We start from the raw sequence: 13,425 nt of genomic DNA on the forward strand, positions 1-13,425 counted from the left end.
CCGACAACGCGGCGGTCGCCCGGGCGCGTATCGTGGTGGATGACATGAAGAGTGCGCTCGCGGAAGCCGGCGATCTGATTCAGCCGTTGGCCGACGGCGTGATCACCCCGGCGGCGATTGTGGGTGACCTCGGCGCCCTGTTGCGCGGGGAGGTACTCGCCCGGCGCGACGCCAACGACATCACGCTGTTCAAGAGTGTCGGTCACGCCCTCGAAGATCTCGCGGCGGCGCGCCTCGCCATGACCGCTCACCTTTCGCCCGGAACATGACGGTGCCTCTCGCGCGCGCCCTCCGTACGCTCACCGCCGCGGCGGTGCTCCTCCCGCTTCCGTCGTCGCTGGCCGCGCAGGACACGCTCGACGTGCTCATCACCGGCGGCCGCATCTACGACGGCAGCGGGAGTGCCCCACGCGAGGGCGCGGTGGGGATCCGCGGGGATCGTATCGTGTTCGTGGGAGCATCGCCGGGCAACGTGTTGGCGGGGCGGCGCATCGATGCCCGCGGTCAGGTGGTGACCCCTGGCTTCATCGATCCGCACACGCATGCCTACGAGGGGCTACCGCGCCTCGGTCTCGAGCGTCGTCGCAATCTGTCGAGCCTCATGCAGGGGATCACGACGGTCGTGCTGGGTGCCGACGGGCGCGGCCCGCTCGACGTGAAGCAGGTGCTGGATTCGTCACAGACGCTGGGCCTCGGCACCAACACGTACGCCCTCACCGGTTTCGGCACGGTGCGCAGTCGCGTGATGGGGAATTCGTCGGCACCGGCCACGCCCCAGCAGGTGGCGGCCATGCGCGCGCTCATCACGAAGGCCATGCAGGAGGGGGCGTACGGGGTGGGCAGCGGCCTGTTCTACGTACCGCAGACGTATGCCACCACCGACGAAGTGGTGGCGGTCGTGTCCGCGGCCAAGCCGTTCGGCGGGGTCTACGACACGCACCAGCGAGACGAGAGCAGCTACAGCATCGGGCTCTTTGCGAGCACCCGCGAAGCCATCCGTATCGGGTGCGAGAGCGGCCTCACCACCAACATCGGCCACATCAAGACGCTCGGCGTGGACATGTGGGGTAAGGCCGACAGCGTGCTGGCCATCATGGGCGAGGCGCGCACGCGCGGCTGCACGGTGGTGGCCGACCAGTATCCGTGGACGGCGAGCGGGACCGGATTGAGCGCGGCGCTCATGCCGCGGTGGGCGCAGGCGGGCGGTCGCGATTCGCTGCGGCTGCGCGTCGCCGATGCGGCACAGCGTGCGCGCATGCTGGCCGACATGCGCGAGAATCTCCGCCGACGTGGTGGCGACAGCACGCTGCTGCTCATCGACGGCGACGACGCCAAGGCGGCCCCGTACCTTGGCAAGACGCTCAAGCAGGTGGCCGCCGAGGTTGGGCAGCCGGCGGTAGAGGCGGCGCTCGATCTCGTGCTTCGCGGCATCGACATGGGCGTGGCGAGCTTCAACATGACCGAAGCCGATATCGAGACGTTCATGCGGGATCCGCAGGTGATGACCAGCAGTGACGGGTCCGATGGGCATCCGCGGCTCTTCGCCACCTATCCGCGCAAGATCCGCCGGTACGTGATGGATCGGCGGGTGATCACGATGGAGCGCATGATCCAGAGCGCCACGGGGCAGGTCGCCGCCACGTATGGCCTTGCCGACCGCGGCGTGCTCCGCGCCGGGGCCTACGCCGACGTCCTCGTCTTCGACCCGCAGCAGTTGAAGGAGGAAGCGACGTATACGGAGCCGCGGAAGCTCGCCAGCGGGATGCGCTTCGTATTCGTGAACGGGGTCGCGGCGGTTGACGAGGGCGGGGCCACCAACGCCTTGGCGGGGAAGGTGCTGCGGAAGCGCTAACCCGGCGTCCCGTCGGCGGGAAACGGGCGAAACGGTGCACCCCCGTCCCAGTCATCGGGTTTTCCACGCTGGACTCAACAGGTAGCGATTGGCGAACGTAGCGGAGTTGTATTTCCGTACCTATCCAATCCCGCCTGGAGGCCTGATGGTCAAAAAAACTGCCGCGACGTTCGCGTTTGCGGCACTGCTGCTTGGTGGTGTCACTCCCGCGCCGGTGCAGGCGCAGGGTGGCGCGACCGGCCGCGTCAGCGGAGTCGTGACCGACTCGGCAACGGGGCAGCCGCTGCAAGCGGTCCAGCTCTTCCTCTCCCGTGGTACCACGCGCCTCGAGGCGCGCAGCAGTGCCGAAGGCCGGTATCTCTTCCCCAGCGTCCCCGCCGGTACCTACGGCCTCGAAGCCATCCGGCTTGGCTACCGTCGTGTCTTGCGCGCGAACATCGCGGTTGCGGCTGGCCAGACGCTCCCGTACGACCTCAAACTGGCGGCGGCCGCGCTCAACCTGCAGGCGATCGTCACCACGGGTGTCGTGGATCCGGCCAGCGGTACGCGCGTACCGTTCTCGGTGGGACGAGTTGCAGCGGAAGACGCGCCGGTGCCTGCCACCAATGCCCTCGAAACCATTCAGGGCAAGATTGCCGGCGTGAGCGTGATTCCCAGCGGCCAGGCCGGTAGCGGCACGAATATCCAGCTGCGCACGCCCACCTCCATCAGCAAGTCGAACGCGCCGCTGGTGGTGGTCGACGGCGTCATTCAATCGCAGTCGTTCGATGCGGCTAGCGCCGATCTGCAGTCCATGGACATCGAGAGCGTCGAGGTGGTGAAGGGCGCCGCGGCGGCCTCGTTGTATGGCTCGCGTGCCTCCGCCGGTGTCATCCAGATCCGCACGCGCCGGGGCACCGGGCTCGCGGAAGGCAGCACGAAGTTCACGGTGCGCTCCGAGTTCGGCAGCAATGAACTCGCCCGCACGGTGAAGTGGGCCCAGTACCACTCATTCCTCTCCAACGAGTCGGGGGCGTACGTCAACGCCGCTGGTCAGGAAGTGCCCCGTGAACAGCGCACCCCCGATCCGATCTGGGCGCGCTTTCAGGACAACTCCTTCAAGGCTGGCACGGCGTTCGACCAGGTCGACCGCTTCTTCGATCCCGGCAACTTCCTCCGCAACTCGCTCAACATCGCCCAGAGCAGCGCCAAGACGAACTGGTTCTTCTCGTATGTGAACCAGCGCGAAGACGGCGTCGTGCTCAACAGTGGCCGCTACGACCAGAACGACTTTCGCCTCAATCTCGACCACCGCCCGCGCAGCGATCTCAGCATCGGCGTGAGCGCGTATCACAGCCGCTCGAAGCGTCTGAACCTGTACGATGACACGTTTTTCGACCTGATCAATCAGGCGCCCGACGTGGACCTGCGTCAGCCCGACCCGGACGGCACGCCGTACATCTTCCAGCCTGATTTCGAGGGTCGCGAAGAGAATCCGCTGTACGTGTTGTCCACCGAGCGCCGCAATCGCAATCGCGCCCGACTGCAGGGCGGCCTCGAGGCGCGCTATACGCCGCGCTCGTGGCTCACGGTGGACGGCAACCTCTCGTACGACCGCTCCGATCGTTCGAACGATTTCTTCCTCGATCAGGGCGTGAAGACCGAGGGCTTCGGCAACGGCGGCCCCGGTGAAATCTCACGTTTCAACGGCACCACCAACGCGCTCAATGCGTCGCTGTCGGCGAACCTGCTCAAGCGCCTCGGCAGCTTCACGCTGCGCAGTACCGTCCGCGGCCTCGTGGAGCGCGAGACCAACGACGTGACCAACGCCTCCGGTCAGGTGTTCTCCACGCCGGGCGTGAACAGCCTCAACAACGCCACCGTCCGCTTCGTGTCGAGCACGAGCGAAACGATCAAGACCAACTCGTTCTTCGTGAGCGGTGCTGCCGATTATCGTGGCAAGCTCATCGTCGACGGTCTGACGCGTATGGACGGTAGCTCGCTCTTCGGTCCCGAGGAGCAGGTGAACTGGTACTATCGCGGTTCCGCAGCGTACCGCTTGTCGGAAGAGGCGTGGTTCCCGCTCAAGAAGCTCTTCAGCGAGTTCAAGCTGCGCGCGTCGCAGGGTACGGCGGGTGGCCGTCCCGACTTCAACGACCAGTACGAAACCTTCAACTTCATCGAAGGTGGCGGCCTGGTGAAGCAGAACCTGGGCAACAAGTTCCTGCGCCCTGAATACTCGAAGGAAACCGAAGTCGGTATCGACGCCATCGTGAAGGACCGCTACTCGGTGCAGCTGTCGTACGCGCGTCAGGTGACCACCGACCAGCTGTTGCTGGTGCCGCTCGCCGGGTACTTCGGCTACGCCAACCAGTGGCGCAACGCGGGTACGGTGACCGGCAACACGCTCGAAGGCACGTTCGAGGCGCAGTTGGTGCGCAAGCCCAACTTCACCTGGCGCACCGGCCTCGTGGCCGACCGATCGCGCAACCAGATCACGGAATTCAACCTCCCCTGCTTCACGACGGGCACGGTCGGCTTCCGCTGTGCAGGCCAGACGCTTGGCACGATGTACGGCTTCCGCTTCATCGGCAACACGAACGACCTGCCGGCCGATGCGCGCGCACGGGCCGGTGAATTCGCCGTGAACGATGAAGGGCTGCTCGTGTACGTGGGCCAGGGCAACAGCTACACCGACGGCGAAACCAAGCGTCTTTGGGGCACACCGGCCGTGACGATCGGCAGCCAGTCGTACCAGTGGGGCATGCCCATCCGCGCGACGGATTCCACCGGCAACGCGGCGGTGACGCGCATCGGTGATGCCAACCCCGACTTCCGTTTCGGCGTGTCGAACACGATCGGCTGGAAGAGCCTGCAGATTTTCATGCTCTGGGACGCGCAGGTTGGTGGCGACGTGTACAATCAGACCAACCAGCGCATGTACCAGTACCAGCGCAGCGCCGATGTGGACCAGACCGGCAAGGCGCAGGACCTCAAGAAGCCGATCGAGTACTACGTGTCGCTCTACTCGGCCAACGATCCCACGAGCTACTTCGTGGAGGACGCGAGCTTCGTGAAGCTGCGCGAACTGTCGGTGAAGTACCGCCTGCCGAACAGCTTCGCGCGCGCGCTCGCCCGTCTCGGTGCGTCGCAGGCGTCGGTGTCGCTCATCGGCCGCAACATGCTCACGTTCACGAAGTACAAGGGCTACGACCCGGAAGTCGGCAGCATCATCAACCGCGTCGACAGCTTCTCCTATCCGCGCTACCGCACGATCACGGGTAGCGTCGAGATCAACTTCTGACCGGCGACCAGCAACCTATGATCAAGACACTCAAGAAGGTCGCCTTGCCGGTGGGCATCACGCTCGTCGCGGCGTCCTGTCAGGACCTCGACGTGGTGAACCCTAACCGGCCCGACGCCGCACGCGCCACGTCGCAGCCGGTCACGACGGAATCGTTCGTCGCCTCCTCGTTCCGTACCTGGTGGCCCGTGGCCGGTCACGACGACTATCCGTCGTGGGCGTTCAGCACCATGGCGCGGGAAATCACCTCGGGCTTCGCCGACTTCGGCCAGTTGGAGCTCTCGGCGGAACCGCGGCAGGCGTGGAACAACAGCCCGGTGAACGCGCGCCGCGACGTGAACCAGGCGCCGTGGTACGCCTTCTATCGCACCATTTCGGCGGCGAGCGATGTCGTCAGGGCGATCGACGGTGGGCTCGTCATCGAGAATCCCGCGCGCACGGCCCGTGCCAAGGCGATGGGCAAGTTCATGCAGGGGTTGTCGTACGGCTACCTCGGCCTGTATTACGACAAGGCGGCCCTCGTGGACGAGAAGACGCGCCTCGATACGCTCGCGGGTGTGGTGCCCACGTTCAGCGATTACAAGGCCGTCACCACGTTCGCCATCGCGCAGCTCGATGCCGCGATCGCGACCGCCAACACGCAGTCCACGATCTCGTTCCCGATCGATGGCTGGATGTATCAGGCGCTCACGCGCGATCAGTTCGTCCGTCTCTCCAACTCATTCGCGGCGCGCCTGCTGGTGTACTCGGCGCGCACCCGGGAGGAGCGCGCGGCGGTGAACTGGACAGAGGTCATTCGTCGCATCGATGCCGGTATCCAGACGGACTTCGCCCCCGCAGCCCAGCCGGACATTCTGTTCGACGACTGGAAGCGCTTGCTCGCGCGTCTGCGTACGGCGGGTCGTCCGTCGGACTTCGGTCGCCCGAGCTACTGGCTCATCGGCCCCGCCGACTCGACCAATGGTTGGGTGAACTGGGTGGCCACGGCCAACGACAGCCGGCAACCGTTCCAGATGCGCACGAAGGATCGCCGCATTCAGGGGACCACCGGTCCTGCGTCGGCGGGCAAGTACATGGGCTACAACCTGAACAACATCTTCCAGGCCGCCCGTGGGACCTACCGCTTCTCGCACTACTTCTATCGTCGCAACGGGGTCGACCTCACGTGGCAGTCGGGGCCGCAGCCCGCGATGACGGTGGCGGAGATGGATCTGCTCAAGGCCGAAGCGCTCATCCGCCTCGGACGGGCAGCGGAAGCGGTACCGCTCATCAACAGGTCACGTGTGGCCAACGGCGAACTGCCGCCGGTTACGGTTGATGGCCCGCCGAACGAGGCGGGGTGCGTGCCCCGCAAGGAAAGCGGCGCCTGTGGCAGCCTGTGGGACGCACTGCGCTACGAGAAGGGCGTCGAAGGCGTGGGCGTGAGCGGTGTGGTGGCGTTCTTCGATGCGCGCGGATGGCGCACGTTGCCGGAAGGCACGCCGCTGCACTTCCCCATCCCGGGGCGTGAACTGCAGACGCTGCAGTTGCCGCTGTACACGTTCGGTGGCCCGGGCGGCCAGGCCAGTGCCCCGGCGCGTGATCCTGAGCGCTGTCCTGTGGCAGGGCTCGCGCGTTGCCCTTCGTAAGCTTCACGTAACCGACACGCACTGGGCCTCATGGGCCCGTACGGGGAGCCGCCGTCGACTGACGGCGGCTCCTTTACGTTTCGGACCTTCACTTCACCTACCACCGGGAACAACATTGCGACGGACTCGGGTCGCGCCGCGACCCGGTTCCTCCGGAACTTGCCCTCTCAATCTCCCTCCTTGTGACCCCTTCCCTCATGCGCCGACCCGCACTCTGGCGGGCGACGGCCAAGCGATTGCTGCCAGCGACGATATCGCTGGTTGTGAGCGCAAGCACCCTGCAGGCTCAGGCAACCGGCACGATCAACGGTCGTGTCGTTGACGCCGAAAACGGCCAGCCGATTTCGGCCGCCCAGATCACCATCAGCGGCACCCAGTTGGGCCGCTCCACCGGCGACGATGGTCGCTTCTCGCTGCCGAGCCTCACGGCCGGCAGCAAGACGCTGATCGTGCGGCGCATCGGCTACCAGCAGCAGTCGCGTACCGTGACGCTCGGCGCGAATGCCACGATCACCGTCGATTTCTCGCTGGCCAAGAGCAGCGTGTCGCTCGCCGGCGTGGTGGTCACGGCCACCGGCGAAGAGCGCAAGAAGGAAGTCGGTAACGCCGTCACGACCGTGAGCAGCGCCGACTTCGAACGTGGAGGCGTGGGTAACACGCAGCAGATCCTGCAGGGTCGCAGCACGGGTGTGACGGTGCTGGCCAACGGCGGTTCGCCCGGTGCCGGTGGTACGATCCGCCTGCGCGGTGTGAACTCCATCACGCAGGGTAACCGTCCGCTCATCTACGTCGACGGTATCCGGATCTTCAACGGCAACTCGCCCACCGGCGTGTCGTCGCGTCAGTCGGTGTCGCCGCTGAATGACATCCCCGCCTCGGACATCGAGCGCATCGAAGTCGTGAAGGGTCCGGCCGCCACCACGCTGTACGGCACCGAAGCGTCGGGGGGCGTGATTCAGATCTTCACCAAGCGTGGCCGTGATGGTGCGGCGTCGTGGACGCTGGATGCGTCCGGTGGCATCAACACCATGGGCGACTTCGGCCCGAGCACCGATCCGACCCGCATGTTCGTGCGCGAGTGCCGTGGCCCGAACATGGTGGACGCCAACGGCGTGGCCTTCGAAGACGCCACCTGCCCCAAGAGCGGCTCGTGGCTCAAGAACGGCTACATCGGCCGGTATTCGCTGGGTGTGCGTGGCGCGAGCGGCGGTATCAACTACGCCATCTCGGGCAACCTCGAGAATGAAGAAGGGGTGCTGCGCGTGGGCACCAACAAGACGGGCGGCATGCGCGCCAACCTCGGCTTCGCACCCACCAAGACCGTCACGCTGGCGCTCAACAGCAGCTGGCAGCGCCGCAACACGGCGATGATCTCCGACGGTAACAGCGCCGATGCGTTCCTGCTCAACGTGTCGCGTGGTCCTGGCTCGAACTTCCGCGGTGGTGGCTGCAGCACGCCGACCATCGTCTGCGTGGTGAACGACACGATGTTCTCGAAGGCGAACACCATTGGCGGCGACCACTTCATCGTGGGTGGTACCGCCACGTGGACGCCGTTCGAGAACCTCACGAACCGTCTGGCCATCGGTATCGACTACAACAACACCGACCAGCGCACCATCAATCCGTTCGGCTATCCGCGTACGCCCACGGGGCAGTACTTCCAGACGCTCTGGAACCGTCAGCTCATCACCGTCGACTATGCGACGAGCTGGAAGCAGACGTTCTCGAAGAACTTCACCGGCACCACGTCGTTCGGTGGCCAGCTGTTCGACAGCCGACTCAACAGCACCGAACTGCAGGGTGACAACTTCGCCGGTCCGGGCACGCCCACGCTGCTCTCGGCGTCGCTCCGTCAGATCACCGACGTCAACCAGCAGCGTGTGATCAACGCCGGTCTGTTCGCGCAGCAGATGATCGGCTGGCGCGACAAGCTGTTCATCACGGCCGGCGCGCGTATCGACGGCAACAGTGCGTTCGGTCAGAGCTTCGGCCTGCAGACGTACCCGAAGGTGAGCGGTTCGTGGGTGCTGTCGGAAGAATCGTTCTGGCCCACGAATCTCGTCGAAACGTTCAAGCTGCGTGGTGCCGTTGGTGAGGCAGGCAAGGCGCCGGGCGCGTTCGACGCCACGCGTACGTGGAATCCGGTGGCGGCCGAGGGCGGTCAGCCGGCCTTCACGCCGGGTCAGCTCGGCAATCCCAACCTCGGTCCCGAGCGCACGCGCGAAACCGAATACGGCTTCGACGCCGGTTTCCTGAATGGTCGCCTTGGCCTCGTGTTCACGGCGTTCAGCGCCCGCACGAACGACGCCATCATCAACGTGGCGTATCCGCCGTCGCAGGGCTTCACGTCCAACCAGCCCGAAAACGTCGGTGTCATCAAGAACAGCGGCTTCGAGGCGCAGCTCACCGGCAACATCGATCTGACGAGCTGGGCGAAGCTCGAGACCCGTCTGCAGTTCACGAAGGTACAGGGTGAAGCCGTGGATCTTGGTGGCCGTGTCATCACCCTCGATGCACTGTCGCGCAGCTACGTGGCGGAAGGGCTGCCGCTGCCTGCCTACATGGGTCGCCGCGTGAAGAACGCCAACGCGTTCGAAGCGCCGATCTTGGAAGAGAACCAGTTCCTCGGCCAGACGTTCGCTGACAAGATCATCAACCCGTCGGTCACGCTGACGCTGTTCCGGAACCTCACGATCGAAGCGATCGGTGAGTTCCAGCGTGGTGGGCACCTGCTCAACGCCAACGGCTTCCAGAACGCCGGTCTTGGCATTTGGCAGCCGTGCTTCGCGGCGCAGAAGGCGCTGCGCGCCGCCGCCGCCGGTGATGCGTCGGCGCTCGCGTCGGTCACGGCGTTCGACCGCATGCGCTGCTCGATCACGGCATCCGAGCGTGACTATAGCTACTGGGTGGAAAGCGCGGACTTCTTCAAGCTCCGCAACCTCTCGCTGTCGTACGAAGTGCCGAAGCGGTATCTGCCCCGCACGCGCAGCATGACCGTCACGTTCGCGGGCCGCAACCTGTTCCGCAGCACGAACTACACCGGAACCGATCCGGAAGTCGCCGACCAGCGCACGAGCACGTTCTCGCGTCGCGACTACTACAACTTCCCGCCCTACCGCACGTTCCTCTTCAGTGTGAGGACGAACTTCTGATGCCCATCCTCACGAACTTCCGTCGCGGTGCCGTCACGCTGACCCTCGCGGGTCTCGGGCTCACCGCCTGCAGTTTCGAAGTTACCAATCCCGGCCCGCTGGTCGACAGCGATCTCAACACGCCGGGCGCCATGCCCGCCCTGGTGAACGGCATGGGCGGTGACCTGTCGAACGCCATTGGCAGCTATCTCACGCGCGGATCGTTGGCCGCCTTCGAACTGAATCACTCGGGCAACTTTGCCGCCGAGCGTCAGTTCGCGACGGGCGTGATCCGTCCAGAGGATGTGAACGGCGACTGGGCGCGCATGCAGCAGGCGCGTTGGGTGGCGGAGAATGGTCTGGTGCGTATGAAGACCGTGCTTGGCACGAACTTCGAGACCAATCCGCTCACCACGCGCGCGTACCTCTACGCCGGTTTCGCCAATCGGTTCCTCGGCGAAAACGTGTGTGAGACGACGATCGACGGCGGACGGCGGGTACCCAGCAGCGAGCACTTCGTTCGCGCCGAGTCGCTGTTCACGCGCGCCATCACGCTGGCACGCGCTCAGAACAACACGGCGCTGCTGAACGCGGGGCTCGCTGGCCGTGCGCAGGTACTCGCCTGGCAGAACAAGTGGGACGCGGCCGTGGCAGATGCCGCTCTCGTGCCGGCCACCTTCCGCCACAACGCGGTGTTCTCCATCAACACCACGCGCGAGAACATGGATCTGGCCACCCAGACCATCAATCGCCGTGAAGTCACGGTGTTCAACACCGTGTGGGTGGCCGATCGCGATGTGCGCGTGCCGTACGACACGGTGCGCACCGCGACGGGTGGTTTCCAGACGGGCCAGGACGGTGCCACCCGTTTCTTCCGCCAGCGCAAGTACATCACGCTTGGCGATCCGGTGGCGCTGGCACGTGGTACCGAGATGCTGCTCATCCGTGCCGAAGCCGCGTTGCGCAACAACGATGTGGCCGGGGCCATGACGCTCATCAATCAGGGTCGCACGGCATCGACGTTGCCGGCGCTGACGGCCACGACGGTGGACCAGGCGTGGACCATTCTCATGCGCGAGCGTGGGGCGGTGCTGTGGCTGGAAGGCCGGCGTCTGTGGGACCTGCGCCGGTGGTTGGCGTCGGGTCGCAATACCGCGCTACAGGGCCGTAGCACGTGCGTGCCGATCAGCCTCGAGGAGATCGGCGCGAATCCGAACCTGCAGTAAGCGTTCGGTCTGAATGCAAAGGGGAGCGTCCGAAGGCCGGACGCTCCCCTTTGTCATGTCAGGTGGTCGGCTCCCCGTCTGGGAGCCCCGGAGCCTTTCTCCTTCAGCGGATCACACTCTTCGCTGCCGCGGCCACCTTCTCCGCGGTGATGCCGAACTTCTCGTAGAGCACCGGCGCTGGCGCGCTCGCGCCGAACGTTTCGATGCCCACGATGGCGCCCGTGTCCCCCACCCAGCGGTACCAGCTCATGGGGTGCGCTGCTTCCACCGCTACGCGCGGCACGCCGGCGGGGAGCACATGGTGGCGATACTCCACCGGCTGCTGGGCGAACAGCTCAAGGCTGGGGCAGCTCACCACGCGTGCGTGAATGCCGTGCCCGCTCAACTGCTCGCGGGCCTTGAGCGCGATCTCCACTTCGCTGCCGCTCGCGAGCAGCACCACGTTGGGCACGTGGCCCGCAGCGTCCGCCACGATGTACGCGCCCTGCTTCACGCCGTCCTTTGCCCGAGCGGGCTCGGCGAAGTACGACAGCTTCTGCCGCGTGAGCACGATGGCACTCGGACCGCGCTTGTGGTGCAGCGCCACGCGCCATGCCTCGCTCACTTCGTCGGCATCCGAGGGACGCAGCACGAGGAGATTGGGGATGCAACGCAACGCCGCGAGGTGTTCGACGGGCTGGTGCGTGGGGCCGTCTTCGCCGAGCCCGATGGAATCGTGCGTGAACACGTAGATGGCCTGCACGCCCATGAGCCCCGCGAGACGGATGGCCGGGCGCATGTAGTCGCTGAACACGAGGAACGTGCCGCCGTACGGGATCACGCCGCCGTGCAGCCCCATGCCATTCATGATCGCGCCCATGGCGTGTTCACGAATGCCGAAGTGGATGTTGCGGCCGTCGCGCTGCGCGGCGCTGAACGGGTGCGCGCCCTTCACGTTGGTGAGGTTGGAGCCGGTGAGGTCGGCGCTGCCACCGAACAGCTCAGGCACCACGTTGGCGATGGCGTTGATCACCACGCCGCTCGCGGCGCGGCTCGCCACATTGCCACTCTTCGCATCGAACGCGGGGAACGACTGTTCCAGCTGCGCCGGCAGCGCCTTGCTCATGCGCCGCGTGAATTCCGCCGCGAGCTCGGGATGCGCCGCCGAATACGCCTGCCACTTCGTGTTCCACGCGGTGTGCGCCTGCGCACGCTGCGCGGTGGCGTCGCGCCAATGGGCCAGCGCGTCCTGCGGCACGAAGAACGGTTCCGTGCCCGGCCAGCCGTACGTCTGCTTGGTGAGCGCGATCTCGTCCTTGCCGAGCGGTTCGCCGTGCGCCTTGGCCGTGTCCTGACGGTTGGGTGAGCCGAAGCCGATGTGCGTCTTGGTGATGATGAGCGTGGGACGCTGCGTGTCGGCCTTCGCTTCGGCGATGGCGGCGTCGATGGCGGCGAGGTCGTTCACATCGGCCACGTGCAGCACTTGCCAGCCGTAGCTCTCGAAGCGCTTGGCGGCGTCGTCGCTGCAGGTGAGCGCCGTGCTGCCGTCGATCGTGATGCCGTTGTCGTCGAAGAAGCCGATCAGCTTGCCGAGCTTGAGATGGCCGGCATAGCTCGCCGCTTCGTGCGAGATGCCTTCCATGAGGCAGCCATCACCGGCCACGAAGTACGTGTAGTGGTCGACGATCTCGTGACCGGGCTGGTTGAACGTGGCCGCGAGATGCGCCTCGGCCATCGCAAAGCCCACCGCGTTGGCGACACCCTGACCCAACGGACCGGTCGTGGTCTCCACGCCCTTGGTGTGGTGCACTTCCGGGTGCCCCGGCGTGAGGCTCTCCCACTGCCGGAAGTTCTTGATCTCCTCGAGCGGGAGATCGTAGCCGGCCAGATGCAGCGTGCCATAGAGCAGCATCGACGCGTGCCCCACGGACAAAATGAAGCGGTCGCGGTCGGCCCAATCCGGCGCGGCCGGATCGTGGCGCAGGTGCTTCGTGTAGAGCGCGTACGCGAGCGGCGCGAGCGCCATCGGGGTGCCGGGGTGCCCCGACTCCGCGGCCTGCACCGCGTCCATGGCGAGGGTACGAACGGTATCGATAGCGAGACGCACGGTCTCGGATGACGCAGCGGACACGCAGAGCTCCGGGAGGGTCGGCGAAAGGCGAGGCGCGAGCGACGCGCCACAGCCCTGAAATCTAGCCGTTTTGGGCGTCGAATGCGGTGCCTTGGCGTCAAGCGGGAGCTGCAGAAACGCGAGCTGGCGCAACGGGAGCTAGTCCCACGGGAGCTAGTCCTACGGGAGTTGCTGTTCCCGTTGCTCAATATC

General features: G+C 65.9%; 6 protein-coding genes and 1 pseudogene. 6 read left to right on the plus strand and 1 reads right to left on the minus strand.

Annotated features, from left to right (window positions below; all coding sequences use genetic code 11):
• The 6 genes and pseudogenes from ACIQ6O_RS05955 to ACIQ6O_RS05980 form a co-directional block, all read left to right on the plus strand.
• Positions 1–269: pseudogene (locus tag ACIQ6O_RS05955) on the plus strand (ornithine cyclodeaminase family protein); the annotation flags it as partial.
• Positions 266–1,852: an amidohydrolase family protein gene (locus tag ACIQ6O_RS05960; protein ID WP_396206865.1), complete on the plus strand. Its 1,587-nt coding sequence runs from the start codon at positions 266–268 to the stop codon at positions 1,850–1,852. The pseudogene ACIQ6O_RS05955 and the gene ACIQ6O_RS05960, both read left to right, overlap by 4 nt.
• Before the next feature lie 145 nt (positions 1,853–1,997).
• Positions 1,998–5,135 carry a SusC/RagA family TonB-linked outer membrane protein gene (locus ACIQ6O_RS05965; protein WP_396206866.1) on the plus strand — a complete coding sequence of 1,046 codons (3,138 nt, stop codon included), beginning with the start codon at positions 1,998–2,000 and terminating at the stop codon, positions 5,133–5,135.
• A 17-nt stretch (positions 5,136–5,152) separates the two neighbouring features.
• A complete protein-coding gene (locus ACIQ6O_RS05970) occupies positions 5,153–6,763 on the plus strand; it encodes a hypothetical protein (RefSeq protein ID WP_396206867.1) in 1,611 nt (536 codons plus the stop codon).
• A gap of 197 nt (positions 6,764–6,960) precedes the next feature.
• Entirely contained in the window at positions 6,961–9,918 is a 2,958-nt protein-coding gene (locus tag ACIQ6O_RS05975) for a TonB-dependent receptor domain-containing protein (RefSeq protein ID WP_396206868.1), read from the plus strand.
• Positions 9,918–11,123, plus strand: coding sequence for a RagB/SusD family nutrient uptake outer membrane protein (locus tag ACIQ6O_RS05980; RefSeq protein ID WP_396206869.1), 1,206 nt, complete (start codon positions 9,918–9,920; stop codon positions 11,121–11,123). The genes ACIQ6O_RS05975 and ACIQ6O_RS05980 overlap by 1 nt, the downstream gene beginning before the upstream one ends.
• A 103-nt stretch (positions 11,124–11,226) precedes the next feature.
• Here the strand turns inward: ACIQ6O_RS05980 and tkt are convergent, their stop codons facing one another.
• Positions 11,227–13,233 (minus strand): transketolase, encoded by a 2,007-nt coding sequence (tkt, locus tag ACIQ6O_RS05985; RefSeq protein ID WP_396206870.1) that lies wholly within the window; start codon positions 13,231–13,233, stop codon positions 11,227–11,229.
• Positions 13,234–13,425 lie beyond the last annotated feature (192 nt).

The sequence above is a fragment of the Gemmatimonas sp. genome, assembly GCF_044345575.1.
GTDB lineage: Bacteria > Gemmatimonadota > Gemmatimonadetes > Gemmatimonadales > Gemmatimonadaceae > Gemmatimonas.